We start from the raw sequence: 15,767 nt of genomic DNA, 5'->3' as shown, positions 1-15,767 counted from the left end.
ACGGATTATGAGTCACATGCTCGCTTCAAGGCTCACCGAGGGAAGCACCAATAAACTATTTTATCTCAACAGTTGTTACCCAAGCCACATCTCATTACTAAATAGGAGCTACAGCCCCCTTCTTCAATAGCCTTGCAGCAACGCGGAATAGGTCAGGCATATCATATCTACCATCTCCACGAATAATCAAAACTCCTATCCGCACTAGAGCCAAAATTAGAGCTTCATGCTTTTCTTGTTGGGTTCTAGGATCAAACGGGCCCAAAAACTCACGATTGCCGACTCGCAACATTACAGCCTCAATAGTTGCGGTTTCTCGCCACCGATCAACAATTTGACTATCGGCACAAGGAACCTGCAACCTAGCAAGCGGTAAAAGTACACGTTTAATCCACGGGAACTCGTCGTTTAGCTGATCAACACGAAATTTAGAGGCCTCACGTAGACCGTGTCGTATGGCTTCCGCCGTCAAGACCTGCTCAATTTGGCCATGCGAACGCCTTGCTGCCTCAATCATAAGCGTTAAAAAACTTCGAGGCGTAACTTCACTATGGCCATCCCCTAAATGTTTCAACGGCCAGTCATATGTCTTCCCTTTTTTATGACTGCTCCCCATGTAGGGACCAGCTAAACGTGCAAAAACCCTCGCTTGTATGACTTTATCATAGGCAAGTGGCCAGCTTCGAAGGCGCCCCAACCCCGTAGGAGCAGCGCTCACGCCTTCTTCAGCAAAAACCTCATTAAGGGATTCTTTTAATATCGGATCTTCAATACCCGCTAATCTTGTAAATAGCATCCCATATAAATCAACACCACTCCAAGTTAGCTTCGTCGCTCCACTTAATAATTTAGGAAGCTCAACGAAGCGCAACCCAATATCTCTCAACTGATCCGGACGAAGGAAAAGTTTCACTCTTATCGAGTTGAATCCACGCGTTAGCCATGCTATTTCAAGTAGCGAATCAATTAGTTTCCTTAGTCGCTCCCAATCCATTGCGAGGCTATCTAATGCATCAAAAATTATTAATGCAGTTCGATCATTTGAAGATAAAATTTTATCAACCTGTATGCAGTCATTTTCCCACATTTCCGGATTTGTGTACTTGGCCATCATAGTGGAAATATCATCTGATGGAGACATTGGATCAACTATTGACTTCAATGCCTTCAGCAAAACACATCGCCATAACATTGGCCCTTTTTGATCCTCAGATCCGATTGGCACTTGAGAATCTATTGTCGCTCTAGAAACCGAACCATCGGCTAAAACACCAGTAAAACCAAATTTCACATCAATATTTTGCAGTCCAAGCCTAGGATAGGCATCAGCGGCAAAAGCACGGGCAGCATCATCACCGAGAACTCCTGCCCAAAAACTCTTCCCTGCACCACGAGAACCTAAAACAACAGTTACGTTTGGATCTAGTGCGCCAGCATGAGCTTCTGGAGCGAATATCTCATTAATTTTGGGTCGGCCGCCACCACTTGCTACGTGTGACGCAGATGAATCCATTGATGCGAGACTCTGACGTATTACCGAAAAATCTTTATTTGCAAATTTAATCATGATTTTCAGCTATCAAATCATCCATAATTTCGTCAACATACTCAATTAACTCCCCAAACGATGCATAGAATGTACTTGATGCCAATAACTTTTTATCAGAAAGAGGGTCAAAATCCCTGTACCTTCCATCATCCAAAACATGTAATGTAGAAGGCGCAGAAAAACTACTTTCACGATCCACATCTGATTCATCTTGCAGCCATTCCGTCTCAAAATCAAACTCTGTTAGCTCAACTTCGTTATTTGTATAATACATTTCATCGGATGGATCTAGGTACTCGCGATCCGAATGCTTCTTCTTTTCATTAACAGAATCATCTACCACTGAAAATAATGATTCAAATCTCTCAGCGGCATACTTTTGATTTTCAGGGCTATCCGACGATTTTGCATGCACAAATCTCAAATTAGAACGCCAATCATTTTCAAGATCTATAGGGAACCTAGCAAGATGAGCCATTAATAGCTTATAACCAATGAAAGTTTGAGGCTGATCCGTACCAAAGAGAAGTACATCCCCTCCCAAACCCAATATTGCCGCCGCCGTAGTTTCATGCAGACCAGCTCTCGCATCGATCAAAACAATATCGTATGCCCCAGTATCCTCAAACCTCGTCACAAGAGATATCAGCTTCTCCGTTAACCCATTTGGAGTACCATCCTCATCTGAACTGTCTATATATGCCCTAGCAATCTTACCAAGTGCATTTTCTGGATTGGCGAGCGTCTCTTTCCCAATCGCAGGTACTACGGTAACTCTACCACCTCGTGCACCTAGATAAGACTCCCCAGAAATATCCGCAATAAATTCATTATCAATTCCAGAAATTCCGCTTTCAACAAAATAGTCCAAAGTCCCAAAACGAGGAAGCTCCTTTTCATTTAGAAGCATAGTGCCTATTCCTGGCGCTTCCAAGTCGAAGTCAATTGCTAAGACTCGCCTACCTCGCCTTGAGAGGTAGGCGGCAACAACACATAGAGCTGTGGAACGTCCGACACCACCTTTTAGGCTTGCAAATACTAAACGAGGAGTTTTTGATTTAGATACCTGCGGTGTACGCAACCAATCCATTCCGACGATTCTACGATCCAACACTCTAACCAAACAGCCGCTAACAAAAATAGGATTAACATCCTTAGCTTCTTTAAGTAACCGTTTGGCGCCAGGAGCATTTTTTCCAGCAATCACTCTATCTGGCCTCGCATAGGGGCCTAAAACATCAGAATAATACTTTGCAAATATACCAATAATTGATTCATCAATATCTTCATCTATAATTACAGAAAGTTTACCCCCAGCATCCCGAACGAATACCGATTTCTCAACTATAGCCATGTTAAATGATTCAGCCATAACTTTAACGAAGGCAGGGAGACTCTCGTCAAATCTAATTGTCATACATCTCCCCTTAATCATCCATTAAAGCTAAAGCAAATTGGGCCTGATCGCGCCATTTATTAATCCACGCAATCGGAATAGCCTTGCCATCAGAGTAACGCATTGAAGTATCCCAATATTGCATAAAGGCACTATTTTCTGCCACTTTACGTAAAGGCCCTTTGAGTCGTCCTTGAGCAGAGTCCCGTAAAAGTGTCTTAAGAGACTCAAAATGTGCATAAAACGGGTCATCCTGACGCTCGTCCTTAGGCAAAGTACGCATTCCGGAACGCAACATTGCTTCCTTGATAGCACACTCCGCAGCGATTCCATACAGATATCCGGCAACGTCCTTGCGGTGAGTCCGCATCAAGCCCTCAGCGGCTTCATAGTGCCTGTGCGCGGCACTTCTCATGCAATTTTCATAATTCATGGATTAGTATTCTAGAGGACTGCAAAAACTAAAAAATATAAGATGCTAAATTCGCAATAACCAACTTAACATTTTACAGTCAATAGTGCTTCGAGTTTGGCACACTACCGCAAAAAGATTGGAAGCCTGTCGACATAGCTTACAAGATGCGATACGGAAAAATGTGCGTATCTACGAACCATCTGCGCACTTTCCCAACCACCTAGCTCTTGCAGTACATGCAGAGGCGTACCTCCTTGAACATGCCAGCTTGCCCACGTATGACGTAAATCATGCCACCGGAAATCCTCAATTCCACATCGTTCAAGCGTCTTATACCAAGCTGCGGTGGTGACCTCACGGACCGGCCGCCCTCTATAGCAGAAGACACTCACAGGGTGGCTACCTTGCTGTAAAGCCAACACCCGAATAGCATCTATATTCAAGGGTACAGCTATGGCCCTTCGGGATTTAGACTGATCTGGATGTACCCAAGCAAGCCTTCTGGATAGGTCGATTTGAGACCAACACAGTCCGGTCACGTTACTCTTCCTTAGTCCAGTTGCCAGTGAGAATGCAACCATATGTGCGAGATGTAAAGGAAGCTGTGTTAGCAGGGATTCAGCTTGCTCCTGGGTTAAAAAACGTATCCGACGCACAGGTTCTCGAAGCAGTCTAACTTTAGGTACCGCAGATACCCATTCCCAATCAACCGACGCGCGAATCAGTATTGAACGCAAAAGGGCGAGCATTCTATTTACGGTTCCATTACTAGCACCAGATGCCAACTTTCTATGTGTCAAAGAGTCAACTATAGTGCGAGAAATGTCAACCAGCAACATCCCACTCAAGTGAGGATCTAACCAGCACATAATACACTTATCGGAGTGCAAGGAGGCTTTATCCGACTTCTCGATCAACCATCGTTGAACGGCATCATCCCAAGTCTTCTGCATGACACCATCCACCGGAAAAACCAACTGCGACGTCTCCGAAACGCCCATAGCCAGGTGACTCCAAATATTGCATTAAATAAACTATACAACATTCAAAACGGACATTCATGCGTGGCATCAGGTAGGCCCGGTGCCGTCGCAAGATAAACCACGCCAAGTCCGTTGTTACACCACGTTTGCAATCCATCCATGCAATGCCCTTCAATCGCACGAAAAGCGGCCTGTGCGGCACTAAGCATCGACGTGCAGCCCAACAGGCGCCAAGAGTAGACTTCGGGCACCACGATGCCCTTAGAACGGAAATAGCGCTTTTGATCGAGCGCCCTGCATTGCATTTCCTTGCCGCAGTATTTAGCAATGTAACTGGCGATCTTGTGCGCACCAGTGACACCAAAGCCGAAGCGATGCGGATCGCGGACGTTGACTTGCCCCATCTGCTCACCGTTCGGCCCACGGCCCAAGACGCTTTGCCAGATCGAGCGCAAGAGCGCGTACATTTGGCGACCACCCAAGGCATAGCCAACGACAGCGGCGATAGTCATTATTTGTGCTCCATAAAACGGGCAATAACGTACTTGGCCAGATACACGCCGCAGACAAACAGGCCAGCCAAAAACAGAACGGGCCAGAGATTTTTAAGCAGCATCATCGTTGCGCCCCCGCTATCCAGCCGAGGACAAAAATAACGACCAAAATCACCGGCAAAAACATATCCTGTAACTCCTGTTGTGCAGCCTGCGCCTCAGCGTACTCACGACCGGTTTGCATGACCCAAGTGCAAGCATTGGGATCATTACGAAAAGGAACCGGAATGTACGGAGAAAGCCCCGGCGTACGAGGCGCCGTGGTGAGGGACATTCCTTCAACGCAGACAGGCATAGAAATTACGCGGAAGTTTGTTGAGCTGGACTCACCTTAGCGGCTGGGGCCACGGCAGCAGATTTTGCTTGCGAAGCAGCAGAAGTAGGAGTGATGGAAAAGACCTGCGCGCCGACACGTTTGTCCTGCGAGATCGAGACTTCGAACTCAACCTCATACATGCCCGGTTGAGTGTCTTTGAAGCGCTCCGGCAAGACCAGCTCACCGATTAACGGCTCGATGACGCCGGTATCGCGGTTTGGCTTGTGGACGATGCATTGCGCCATGCGCATATCGTAGTCATTGCCGGTTTTTTTCGAACGGCCAGCCACTTGGGTGACGTGCAAAATTTGGATGGTATTTTTCATGGTCTTTTCCTTGGAGTAAGTCGCCCGCTAGAGCGATTAAGTTTTTGCACGGATCAGCAGCCGAAAAAACCTCCCAAGGCGTACCAGTGGGCAAACAGGCGGCCCTTGGGCCGGAGACTGAGCGGTTTACATTCAACCTAGATGTGCTATCGTTTACTTACCCAAACGGACAAGAATTTGCGCGTTTGGACAAATACATATTATTGTCCAAACGTATAAATTGCAAAAAGTAAATAACTATGAACTATGCAGAACTGATAGAAAATGCAATGAAGGGACGCCCAACGCTGGCAATGTCCAAGCTGTGGGGACTGCCAAACTCAACGCTGGTGAAGTATGTGAAGGGGGAGCGTATGCCAGACTTCAATACGGCCCTGAAGATCGTAAAAGAAGCTGGCGTAGACCCTGCCGTTGCCTTTGAGGCGCTGGCAGAAGAAGAACGCAACCACAAATCGAAAAATTTCAAATTGCAGTTGCAAGATAATGGTGGGCCTCCCGTGAGTCGAACACGGCACCAACGGATTATGAGTCCGCTGCTCTAACCAAGCATGAGCTAGAGGCCCGGGGACTGCGGCGTGGCGGCGCTGTTGATACCCGCCTCGCGCGGCCGTTTTGGAAACGGACACGCGAGGATAGGGGTATCAGGGGCGCGCGTCAAGCCCTATTGGCTTCTAGTTGCCTTCCAAGAAGCTTTTCAGCTTGTCGGAGCGCGATGGGTGGCGCAGCTTGCGCAGCGCCTTGGCTTCGATCTGGCGGATGCGCTCGCGCGTCACGTCAAATTGCTTACCCACTTCTTCCAAGGTGTGGTCGGTGGACATCTCGATGCCGAAACGCATGCGCAGCACTTTCGCTTCGCGTGGCGTCAGGGAATCGAGCACGTCCTTGACCACGCCCCGCATGGAAGCGTGCAGGGCCGCGTCGGCCGGCGCCAGGGTGTTGTTGTCCTCGATGAAGTCGCCCAGGTGGGAATCGTCGTCGTCGCCGATCGGCGTTTCCATCGAGATCGGTTCCTTGGCGATTTTCATGATCTTGCGGATCTTGTCCTCGGGCATCTCCATCTTGATCGCCAGGGTAGCCGGATCAGGTTCCGCGCCCGTTTCCTGCAGGATCTGGCGGGAAATCCGGTTCATCTTGTTGATCGTCTCGATCATGTGCACGGGAATACGGATCGTGCGCGCCTGGTCGGCGATCGAGCGCGTGATGGCCTGGCGGATCCACCAGGTCGCATACGTCGAGAACTTGTAGCCGCGGCGGTACTCGAACTTGTCGACGGCTTTCATCAGGCCGATATTGCCTTCCTGGATCAGGTCGAGGAATTGCAGGCCGCGGTTCGTGTATTTCTTGGCGATCGAAATGACCAGGCGCAAGTTGGCCTCCGTCATTTCGCGCTTGGCCTTGCGCGCCTTCATTTCACCGGCCGCCATCTGGCGGTTGATATTGCGCAGGTCCGGCAGCGGCAAGACGACGCGCGCCTGCAGGTCGATCAGGCGCTGTTGCAGTTCCTTGACGGTCGGAATGTTGCGGCCCAGGATGGCGCTGTACGCGTGTCCTGCGTTGACTTCGCCATCGACCCAGTCGAGGTTGGTTTCATTGCCCGGGAAGACCTTGATGAAGTGGGCGCGCGGCATGCCGCAGCGGTTCACAGCCACGTCGAGGATCTGCTTTTCGATATGGCGCACTTCATCGACCTGGCCGCGCAGGGTGTCGCACAGCTTTTCCACGACCTTGGCCGTGAAGCGGATGCCCAGCAACTCTTGCGAAATGGCTTCCTGCGCCTTGGCGTAGGGTTTCGAGTTGTAGCCTTCTTTCTCGAAGGCGCGGCGCATCTTGTCGAATTGCTGCGAAATGATGGCGAATTTTTCCAGCGCCGTGCGTTTCAGGGTTTCCAGCTGCTCGGCGGAGAAGCCGGCTGCGCCGGAAGCGCTCGCCTCTTCCTCTTCTTCGACTTCCTCTTCTTCCGCTTCGCCTTCTTCCTCGTCTTCTTCGACGGGAGCGGCCACGACAGGCGCGGCGGCGACCGGTTCGTTTTCATCGACGAGGCCGTCGACGATTTCGTCGATCTTGATCTCTTCGTTGGCAATGCGGTCGGCGGCGGCGATGATCTCGGCGATCGTCACGGGACAGGCGGAAATGGCCTGGATCATGTCTTTCAAGCCATCTTCGATCCGCTTGGCAATTTCGATCTCGCCTTCGCGCGTCAGCAGCTCGACCGAGCCCATCTCGCGCATGTACATGCGCACGGGATCGGTGGTGCGGCCAAAGTCGGAGTCGACGGTCGACAATGCGGCCTCGGCTGCCGCTTCCGCCTCATCATCGCTGGTGACGACGGCAACGTTATCGGACAACAACAACGTTTCCGCATCGGGCGCGTGCTCGTAGACGGCGATGCCCATGTCATTGAAGGTACCGATGATGCCTTCGATGGCCTCCGGATCGACGATGTTTTCGGGCAAGTGATCGTTGATTTCCGCATAGGTCAGGAAACCGCGCTCCTTGCCGAACTTGATCAGGGTCTTGAGTTTCTGGCGCCGACGCTCGAGTTCTTCCTCGCTCGCTTCCGTGTCGGACGAGAAAGCGTCCTTCAGCAGCGCGCGCTCTTTCGCCTTGCGATCCTTCGCCTTGGCCTTGTCGACGGCCTTCAGTTCGGCCCGCTCGACGGCGTTCAGGGCGGCGACTTCATCATTTTCTGGCTGGAATTCTTTTGGCTTGCGGCCGCGGCGGCCTGGCACTTTTACCGACGGCAAGACATAACCGGACGTATCGATCGCCGCCAGGGTGGCGGCATCGGTGGTCTGGCTGACCACAGGCGCGCTGGTGACGCGCGCTTCTGGCCGGTCGAGCGCCTTTTCGGCTTTCGTGGTAACTTTAGTGGGCTTTACAGCCGCTTTGGATTCGGGTTTCTTGATTGGCACAGGCGCTTTCGATTACACAACGACTTGCTTTACGGTGGATTAGGATAAAGTTTGCTGCCAGTTCCCTGTCTACCTGCGGGAACCACCATCTTCGAACCTGCCGACAACGCAAATTCGACACTGTTACGTTACTTACACCTCATCGGCCACGATCTGCGGGAAGCGCAGCAATTCCTGTCCACCGGCTGTTGCCAGCCGTCTCGGCAAAAATTCCTGCATCGACCGCGTTGGGAGCGAGAGCCTGGCGCGGCTTGCCAGCGTCCGCGAGCCCTTGCCCGCAACGCCGAAAACGCCAGTTGGCCCTGGCTGCCGACACGATCCACCGCGCCGATCAAGAGCCTAACTTACTGAAAACAAATACTATTTACGAAACAGAACTAGCTTGCCAAAGCACACAATACTTAGCATTTAATTATAGCACGCGAAAAATGTTTTTCCAGTGCGCGCCATACCCTCAAGGCAAGGTTAGCGATTCACCAACTCGGCATCGCGCTCGCGCTCCAGATCGCCTTGCTCCTGCATGATTTCGCGGTAGCGTACACCAATTTTCTCCGATGGCAAACCCGACGCGAACAATTGCTGCAATTCCGCCTTCAAGGCATTCAATTTGATCTCGCGGATGGTGCTCACCAGCCACGACAATTCGCTGTCGTAATCGGATTCCGTGCCGGCCGCGATCTCGCCGATGATCTCGTCGTATTCGCTGCCCAGCTCCTTCAACTGCTGCGCCAGCGCGGCGAAACTGCCGTGCTCGCCCAGCGCCTGGCCCACGGCCACCAGCTGCCCCAAGCTATGCGCCGCATCGGGGCCCAGGTGCTGGAAGGCGGTGAGAGCGGCCTCGTCGATACGCATGGTCAGGGGCGGATGCGCCACCAGCATGCGCATGATCTTCAATTCCAGGCCCACGGGCACAGGGCGGCCCGATTTCGGCGGCGCGCGGCGCGCCACGGCAACGGGTTTCGCCAGCTCGAACAGGGCTTCGATCTCGGCCGGCGTGGACTGCGTCAGCTGCGCCAGGCCGCGCACGATCTGCAGGCGCAGCGACGATGGCGCCATCAGCTGCAGCAGGGGCTTGGCGTCGAACTGCACGCGGGCGCGCCCTTCCGGTTCCGACAGATCATGCTCGCCCGACACTTCTTTCAGCAAGAATTGCGACAGCGGCATGGCTTCATGCACTTGCTGTTCAAAACCTTCGGCGCCGAATTCGCGGATATAGCTATCCGGATCGTGTTCCGACGGCAAGAACAGGAATTTGATGGTTTTATTGTCCGACACATGGGCCAGGCTCGCCTCCAGCGCGCGGCGGGCGGCGCGGCGGCCGGCCTTGTCGCCGTCGAAGCTGAAAATCACGTTATCGGTCTGGCGCAGCAGTTTTTGCACGTGGGTGGGCGTGCACGCCGTACCCAGGGTCGCCACCGCTTGCGGGAAACCCATCTGCGCCAGCGCCACCACGTCCATGTAGCCTTCCGTCACCAGCACATAGCCGGCGTCGCGGATGGCCTGGCGCGCCTCGAACAGTCCATATAGTTCGAAACCCTTGGAAAACAAGGGGGTTTCCGGCGAGTTCAGGTATTTCGGTTCGCCATGGTCTAGCACGCGGCCGCCAAAGGCGATGACCTGGCCCTTGGTATTGCGGATCGGGAACATGATGCGCTCGCGGAAACGGTCGTAGCGCTTGCGGTTGTTGCCCTCTTCATCGACCTTGTCGATCACGAGACCAGCCTCGGCCAGTGCCACCACGTCGTAATCGGGGAAGACGGAGCGCAGGTTATCCCAGCCGCCGGGCGCAAAACCCATGCCGAAGCGAGCGGCCACTTCGCCCGTCAAGCCCCGGTTCTTCAGATAGGCGATGGCTTCCGGCGCGTGGCGCAATTGCCCACGGTAATAATCGCACGCCTGCGTCATGGCGTCGGACAGGGCCATGCTTTGCGCCTGGATCTGCGCGCGCTGGGCCGGCGGGATCTTGTCATCCGCTTCCGGCACGACCATGCCCACGTTCTGCGCCAGGTCCTTGACGGCATCGACAAAGCCCATGCCCGAGTATTCGATCAAAAAGCCGATCGAGGTGCCATGCGCGCCACAGCCGAAGCAGTGATAGAACTGCTTGGTGGGGCTGACGGTAAAGCTGGGCGATTTTTCACTGTGAAACGGGCACAAGCCCATGAAATTGGCGCCACCTTTTTTCAGTTGCACATAGCGCCCCACGACATCGACGATATCGACGCGGTTGAGCAAATCGGAAATGAAGGATTGAGGTATCACTGGCTAGGGCGGGTCTTGTTATAGGTCAGACTATACTACCGCACGCGGCCTGAGGTTGAGCCAGGTCAACGTGTGGGCTGTTAACAGGCTGCCAGCGCGATGGCTGGCAGCCCTTGCTACTATTGTATGCTTACGCTGCCGGCGTCAAGGCTTTCTTGACCAGGGCGGACACCACGGTCATGTCGGCGCGGCCCGCCAGCTTCGGCTTGACGATGGCCATGACCTTGCCCATGTCTTGCGGACCGGCGGCGCCCGAGGCGGCCACGGCGGCAGCCACTTCGGCCGCCACTTCTTCGTCGGACAGACCGGCAGGCATGTAGCCCGTCAGGTGCACCAGCTCGGCTTTTTCGATGTCGGCCAGATCGGCTCGGCCACCGGCTTCGAACTGGGTGATCGAATCCTTGCGCTGCTTGATCATCTTTTCCACGATGGCCGTCACGTGGGCATCCGTCAATTCGATGCGCTCGTCGACTTCCTTGCGCTTGATTTCCGCCAGCAACAGGCGAATCGTGCCCAGCTTGCCCGCTTCCTTGGCGCGCATGGCGTTTTTCATGTCTTCGGTAATTTGTTCTTTCAAGCTCATGGCAATCCTCGTGTTGGTAAGTAGGGCTCGATGCTCATGTGTGAACCAAGCAGGCGGCCACAAAAGCGAAAACCCGCTGCGGCGAACCGGAGCGGGTATGCGACTCATCTGAAGTATCACTCCAAGCGAATCAAAACAAAACCCGTGGCGAACAATGCGCCGAACTACCCGGGTTGGTTCTGACTGAACAGTCTTAGAATAATTTTTTCGGCAGTTGTTGGCTGCGGATGCGTTTGTAATGACGCTTTACAGCAGCTGCCAGCTTGCGCTTGCGCTCAGCTGTTGGCTTTTCGTAGAATTCGCGAGCGCGCAATTCGGTCAGCAGACCCGTTTTTTCGATGGTGCGTTTGAAGCGACGCATTGCGACTTCGAACGGCTCGTTTTCTTTAAGGCGAATAGTGGTCATGTAAAATTCAAACCGTTGAGGTGGTGTATAGGAAGAGATAGATAGTAGCAGCTTTTAATCGGAAAGGGAAGCCCCTCCCCCACTTGCGTGCGGCATGCAGCCTGAGATTGCTGCCCGGCTGTGGTGTAAACCACGCATCCTGGCAGCAGTTTACCTCAAATGGCGCTCTTGCGGCGGCGCGCCATGAAGCCCAGTAGGCCCAGGCCCGCCAGCAGCATGGCGTACGTGCCCGGTTCCGGCACGGCGCTGACGTTCATGCTGACGCCATCGAGAAAGGCCGAGGTATCGTAGGCATTGTTCGGGTTGATGCCGGCAAAGCTCAGGGTATGGCTGCCGGCACCGATGTTGAGCGCGTTCACGTTGAAGCTGGTCCAGCCCGTGCTGGTCACCGCGTACTGGCCCAGCAGGCTGCCATCGAGGCTGACCGTCACGGCCTGGCCCTGATCGTAGCCGGGACGCAGCGCCAGGTTGAAGGCGAACGAGTAGTCGGCGGCGCCCGAGCTGACGAAGCTTTGCGAGATCGATGCCGTATTTTGCAGGAAAGCAAAGGCGTTGCCCTCCTGCGCCACGCCATTCCACGCCGTGTAGCTGGCCGACACGCCAGCGCCGCCCGTGAAGCTCCAGCCCGGCGCCACATTGCCATAGACGTAGCCGCCACCGACGGAATTGTTTTCAAAGCCACCGTTGCTCAGCACGGGGGTGCTGGCAAAGGCGGCGCTGGTGAGTACGGTTGCTGCGACGGTGGCGATCAGGCGTTTCATGGCGACTCCAGGGCATGGTCAGGGGAATGCCTGACTAATTACCACCAGGCATGAAAAATGTCTAAAAATTAATTTACATGCCAAGTATTCAACATCAATTGATCGAAGTCAAGAACATTGTCACCAATAATCACTTGTCGCGCCAAAATGACAACTGATTGTTACTGCAAGGCAATACCTGCCGCCACGCCGGAAGCCCAGGCCCACTGGAAGTTGTAGCCGCCCAGCCAGCCCGTCACGTCAACCGCTTCGCCGATGAAATACAGGCCCGGCACTTTATTGGCCATCATGGTCTGCTGCGACAGTTCGCGCGTGTCGATTCCGCCGCGCGTCACTTCCGCCTTGCGGTAGCCTTCGGAACCGTTCGGCACGATGGACCAGGCATTGATGGCCAGCCCCAGCTTGCGCAGCTGCGCGTCGGGCATGTCGGCGATACGCGCGTCCGGTGCCAGGCCGTTGACGGCCAGCAAGCAGTCGGCCAGGCGCTGCGGCAGCCATTGCGCAACGATATTGCCCAGTTGCTTCTTCAGGGTCCCCTTGCCTTCGATCAAGGTCTGCGCCACGTCCACTTCCGGCAGCAGATTGATGACGATGGGTTCGCCCGGCAGCCAGTAGCTGGAAATCTGCAGGATCGCCGGGCCCGACAGGCCGCGGTGCGTGAACAGCAAATCTTCGCGGAAACGCGCGCCCGTAGCCTTGCGGCCTTTCAGGCTGCCCGTTTCCACATCGACTTCCAGCGCGATGCCGGACAGTTCCGCGAATGGCGCCCAGCTGGCCGCATCGAACGTCAGCGGTACCAGGGCCGGACGGGGTTCGACCATCGTCAAATCGAATTGCCTAGCGATGCGGTAGGCAAAATCCGTCGCGCCGATCTTCGGGATCGACAGGCCGCCCGTGGCGATGACGATGCTGGCCGTCTCGATGTCGCCGCTATCGGTCTGCAGCACAAAGCCACCGTCATCTTGCTGGACAACATTGTCGATCTTGCACGGCATGCGCCAGTGCACGCCGCCTGCGGCGCACTCGTCCTTGAGCATGTCGATGATCTGCTCGGCCGACTCATTGCAGAATTGCTGGCCCTTGTGCTTCTCGTGGTAGCCGATGCGGTATTTTTTCACCAGCGCGAGGAAATCCTGCGGTGTGTAGCGCGACAACGCGCTCTTGCAGAAATGCGGGTTTTCCGAGAGGAAATTTTGCGGGGTGGCGTTAATGTTGGTGAAATTACACCGTCCACCACCCGAGATGCGGATCTTTTCGGCCAGCTTGGCCGCGTGATCGATCAGCACCACGCGCTTGCCTTGCTGGGCGGCAACAGCCGCACACATCATGCCGGCCGCGCCCGCGCCGATCACTGCCACATCAAATTGTTTTGCCATAAGAATTCCGGTCACCGCTGATTACAAAGACGCCATTGTAAACTGCGGCGACGCGGCTAGCGCGGCCGTGCTGCAATCTGCCGCGATGCCATCAGGCATTGCTCCACCTGCTCGGCGATCGATGCCGGCACGGGCACCTCGCCGCGCAGCACGGCAGCGATCCAGGCGGCCGTGGTGGCCGCATCGCGCTCGGCCGGCAAATGCGGCAACTCTTCCACCAGCAACTGCTTTTCCACCAGCACCGTGCGCTCCACGCCATGGAACCAGTCGATCTGCTGCGCCTTGTTGGCGTTGGCTACCGTCTCGCCTTCCGTGCCGCGCATCAGGAAAGCGTCGCCGCGTGCAGGATCTGAGGCGGTGAGGAAATATTCACCCAGCATTTCCAGATATTCCGGATGCGTGTACGACACTAGGCGCAGGGCCGGCCCGGCGAACGGCTGCATGATTTTCACCAGGGTATGCGTGGAATTGCGCACGCCCAGCACGCGCCGCAGGGACAGCATGTGCGCCAGGCGCGGCGCCAGCGCGGCGATGGGCAGGAAGGCGGCTTCCCCGCGCGCCATGGCGGCCTCGGCTTGCGCATGGTCCGGCGAGGCGGGCACGCCCAGCGCGGCCAGCACTTCAGCCGTGGTGATGCGGCCCGGATCGCCGGTCACGCCATGCACGAGCACGGGTGCGCCCGCGCGCGCCAGCAGCAGCGCCAGCAACGCCGTCAGGTTGGCCATCTTGCGGGCGCCGTTGTAGCTGGGAATGATGATCGGGGCAAATTCGCCGGCCGGCGCGGCCAGCGGCGCGAACGATGCTTCGGCAGCGTCGAGGAAGCCGGCGATCTCATCCACGGACTCGCCCTTGATGCGCATGGATAACAAAATGCCGCCCAGTTCCAGGTCCGACACGCGCCCCTCAAGCATGGCGCGGTACAGGGCGCAGGCGTCGTCGCGCGTCATGCTGCGCGCACCGTTCTTGCCACGTCCTATTTCTTTGATGAAACGTGCAGCGGGAAATGGCTCACCGGCCACATCGGTATGGGGGATGGAAACAGTCGTCATGGCGCCAGCTTACACGGATTTTTCCCCTTGCAGAGGGGCTGAAAGACGCCATAGGCGCCAATGCAACAGTCTTTCACGCTATTTTTGGGACGAATTTGGATGAATTTACATCACGACTGCATCCAAACGCGCCACCGCTGCGTATATGACTGCACAGGGGGACTCATCATGGAACACGCAAGCAAAAGGGAAAGCGCCTTCGTCGGCATCGAGACGAGCAAGCTGCAGCTGAAAGCCGTGCTGCTCTCGGGCGGCGAAATGCTGTGCAAGGTGCTGGAAAACGACGTGGCCGGCTACCGCTGGCTGCGCAGCTGGCTGCAAAGGAACGACGTGCCCGTCATGGGCTTGCGCGTCTGCATGCGCCTCGATATGCCGTACAGCGAGGCGCCGGCCCGCATGCTGGCCGACATGGGCATGCTGGTCTGCGATGCCCAACCCGCGCAGCTGGAAGAATATATCCGCAGCCATGGCTTGCCCGGGGACGCGGCGCACAGCGCCGCGGTGCTGGCCAACTACTGCCAGCACAGGCGCCCCGCGCGCTGGACGCCGCCCTCGCCCGCCTATGTGGAGCTACGGCTGTGGCTGCGCCGCCTGCACGCCATGGAAGGCGTGCGCCGGCAGGAATCGGCGCGCCTCAATGCGCACCTGCAGGCCGGCCAGCATGCGCTGCACGCCCTCGTGCGCCAGCAGGTCGCCTGCCTGGACGCACAGATACGCCAGCACGAAAGCGCCATCCTCGACCATGTGCGGCGCCATCCCGGCCTGCCCCGGCCGCCCGAGCTGGCCGGCAACTACCAGCGCATCGCCCGCTACACCTTTGGCGCCAGCCTGGCCGGCGGCCATTGAGCGCACAGGGGGCTGGCGGCGTGCCGGCCCTGC

Annotated in this window: 15 protein-coding genes and 1 tRNA gene; 1 reads left to right on the top strand and 15 read right to left on the bottom strand. The window is 55.5% G+C overall.

Going from position 1 to position 15,767, the window contains the following annotated elements; genetic code table 11:
• Window positions 1-97: 97 nt before the first annotated feature.
• The 15 genes from BLT98_RS12225 to ybiB all read right to left on the bottom strand — a co-directional run bounded on the left by BLT98_RS12225 (window position 98) and on the right by ybiB (window position 14,888).
• Window positions 98-1,567, bottom strand: coding sequence for a hypothetical protein (locus tag BLT98_RS12225; protein ID WP_092608042.1), 1,470 nt, complete (start codon window positions 1,565-1,567; stop codon window positions 98-100).
• A complete protein-coding gene (locus BLT98_RS12220) occupies window positions 1,560-2,966 on the bottom strand; it encodes a KGGVGR-motif variant AAA ATPase (RefSeq protein ID WP_170846367.1) in 1,407 nt (468 codons plus the stop codon). Before BLT98_RS12220 ends, BLT98_RS12225 begins: the two co-directional genes overlap by 8 nt.
• Window positions 2,967-2,976: 10 nt before the next feature.
• Window positions 2,977-3,378 (bottom strand): hypothetical protein, encoded by a 402-nt coding sequence (locus BLT98_RS12215; RefSeq protein ID WP_139179236.1) that lies wholly within the window; start codon window positions 3,376-3,378, stop codon window positions 2,977-2,979.
• 104 nt (window positions 3,379-3,482) lie between these two features.
• Window positions 3,483-4,109: a site-specific integrase gene (locus BLT98_RS29505; protein WP_280141217.1), complete on the bottom strand. Its 627-nt coding sequence runs from the start codon at window positions 4,107-4,109 to the stop codon at window positions 3,483-3,485.
• Between the two features lie 296 nt (window positions 4,110-4,405).
• Window positions 4,406-4,855: a hypothetical protein gene (locus BLT98_RS12205; RefSeq protein WP_092608036.1), complete on the bottom strand. Its 450-nt coding sequence runs from the start codon at window positions 4,853-4,855 to the stop codon at window positions 4,406-4,408.
• A gap of 103 nt (window positions 4,856-4,958) precedes the next feature.
• A complete protein-coding gene (locus tag BLT98_RS28775; RefSeq protein ID WP_139179234.1) occupies window positions 4,959-5,171 on the bottom strand; it encodes a hypothetical protein in 213 nt (70 codons plus the stop codon).
• Between the two features lie 26 nt (window positions 5,172-5,197).
• The gene (locus BLT98_RS12200) at window positions 5,198-5,539 is read right to left on the bottom strand and encodes a hypothetical protein (protein ID WP_244517470.1); all 342 of its coding nucleotides are present in this window, start codon (window positions 5,537-5,539) and stop codon (window positions 5,198-5,200) included.
• 484 nt (window positions 5,540-6,023) lie between these two features.
• Window positions 6,024-6,102, bottom strand: a tRNA-Ile gene (locus BLT98_RS12195).
• A gap of 108 nt (window positions 6,103-6,210) precedes the next feature.
• Window positions 6,211-8,451, bottom strand: a complete 2,241-nt coding sequence (gene rpoD, locus BLT98_RS12190; protein ID WP_034779848.1) for an RNA polymerase sigma factor RpoD — start codon at window positions 8,449-8,451, stop codon at window positions 6,211-6,213.
• Between the two features lie 465 nt (window positions 8,452-8,916).
• Complete coding sequence (gene dnaG / locus BLT98_RS12185) at window positions 8,917-10,713, bottom strand: DNA primase (RefSeq protein ID WP_070254315.1); 1,797 nt, start codon at window positions 10,711-10,713, stop codon at window positions 8,917-8,919.
• A gap of 130 nt (window positions 10,714-10,843) precedes the next feature.
• A complete protein-coding gene (locus BLT98_RS12180; protein WP_034746974.1) occupies window positions 10,844-11,296 on the bottom strand; it encodes a GatB/YqeY domain-containing protein in 453 nt (150 codons plus the stop codon).
• 193 nt (window positions 11,297-11,489) lie between these two features.
• Entirely contained in the window at window positions 11,490-11,702 is a 213-nt protein-coding gene (gene rpsU, locus BLT98_RS12175; protein WP_008451879.1) for a 30S ribosomal protein S21, read from the bottom strand.
• 155 nt (window positions 11,703-11,857) lie between these two features.
• Window positions 11,858-12,463, bottom strand: coding sequence for an FxDxF family PEP-CTERM protein (locus BLT98_RS12170; RefSeq protein ID WP_092608033.1), 606 nt, complete (start codon window positions 12,461-12,463; stop codon window positions 11,858-11,860).
• Window positions 12,464-12,624: 161 nt separating this feature from the next.
• Window positions 12,625-13,839 carry a BaiN/RdsA family NAD(P)/FAD-dependent oxidoreductase gene (locus BLT98_RS12165; protein ID WP_034779856.1) on the bottom strand — a complete coding sequence of 405 codons (1,215 nt, stop codon included), beginning with the start codon at window positions 13,837-13,839 and terminating at the stop codon, window positions 12,625-12,627.
• Window positions 13,840-13,895: 56 nt separating this feature from the next.
• Window positions 13,896-14,888 (bottom strand): DNA-binding protein YbiB, encoded by a 993-nt coding sequence (ybiB, locus tag BLT98_RS12160; protein ID WP_092608030.1) that lies wholly within the window; start codon window positions 14,886-14,888, stop codon window positions 13,896-13,898.
• Window positions 14,889-15,056: 168 nt separating this feature from the next.
• Between ybiB and BLT98_RS12155 the strand changes: the two genes are divergently transcribed.
• Window positions 15,057-15,734 carry a hypothetical protein gene (locus tag BLT98_RS12155; protein WP_092608027.1) on the top strand — a complete coding sequence of 226 codons (678 nt, stop codon included), beginning with the start codon at window positions 15,057-15,059 and terminating at the stop codon, window positions 15,732-15,734.
• Window positions 15,735-15,767 lie beyond the last annotated feature (33 nt).

It is taken from the genome of Janthinobacterium sp. YR213, from assembly GCF_900099875.1.
In the GTDB taxonomy this organism is placed as follows: Bacteria; Pseudomonadota; Gammaproteobacteria; order Burkholderiales; family Burkholderiaceae_D; genus Janthinobacterium; species Janthinobacterium lividum.
This window is presented reverse-complemented; position numbering and strand designations above follow the sequence as displayed.

Excerpts from the sequence above, each read along its gene's own strand:
- BLT98_RS12225 (WP_092608042.1), bottom strand. The coding sequence starts at position 1,567 with ATGATTAAATTTGCAAATAAAGATTTTTCGGTAATACGTCAGAGTCTC.
- BLT98_RS12220 (WP_170846367.1), bottom strand. The coding sequence starts at position 2,966 with ATGACAATTAGATTTGACGAGAGTCTCCCTGCCTTCGTTAAAGTTATG.
- BLT98_RS12215 (WP_139179236.1), bottom strand. The coding sequence starts at position 3,378 with ATGAATTATGAAAATTGCATGAGAAGTGCCGCGCACAGGCACTATGAA.
- BLT98_RS29505 (WP_280141217.1), bottom strand. The coding sequence starts at position 4,109 with ATGCTCGCCCTTTTGCGTTCAATACTGATTCGCGCGTCGGTTGATTGG.
- BLT98_RS12205 (WP_092608036.1), bottom strand. The coding sequence starts at position 4,855 with ATGACTATCGCCGCTGTCGTTGGCTATGCCTTGGGTGGTCGCCAAATG.
- BLT98_RS28775 (WP_139179234.1), bottom strand. The coding sequence starts at position 5,171 with ATGTCCCTCACCACGGCGCCTCGTACGCCGGGGCTTTCTCCGTACATT.
- BLT98_RS12200 (WP_244517470.1), bottom strand. The coding sequence starts at position 5,539 with ATGAAAAATACCATCCAAATTTTGCACGTCACCCAAGTGGCTGGCCGT.
- BLT98_RS12180 (WP_034746974.1), bottom strand. The coding sequence starts at position 11,296 with ATGAGCTTGAAAGAACAAATTACCGAAGACATGAAAAACGCCATGCGC.
- rpsU (WP_008451879.1), bottom strand. The coding sequence starts at position 11,702 with ATGACCACTATTCGCCTTAAAGAAAACGAGCCGTTCGAAGTCGCAATG.
- BLT98_RS12170 (WP_092608033.1), bottom strand. The coding sequence starts at position 12,463 with ATGAAACGCCTGATCGCCACCGTCGCAGCAACCGTACTCACCAGCGCC.
- BLT98_RS12165 (WP_034779856.1), bottom strand. The coding sequence starts at position 13,839 with ATGGCAAAACAATTTGATGTGGCAGTGATCGGCGCGGGCGCGGCCGGC.
- ybiB (WP_092608030.1), bottom strand. The coding sequence starts at position 14,888 with ATGACGACTGTTTCCATCCCCCATACCGATGTGGCCGGTGAGCCATTT.
- BLT98_RS12155 (WP_092608027.1), top strand. The coding sequence starts at position 15,057 with ATGGAACACGCAAGCAAAAGGGAAAGCGCCTTCGTCGGCATCGAGACG.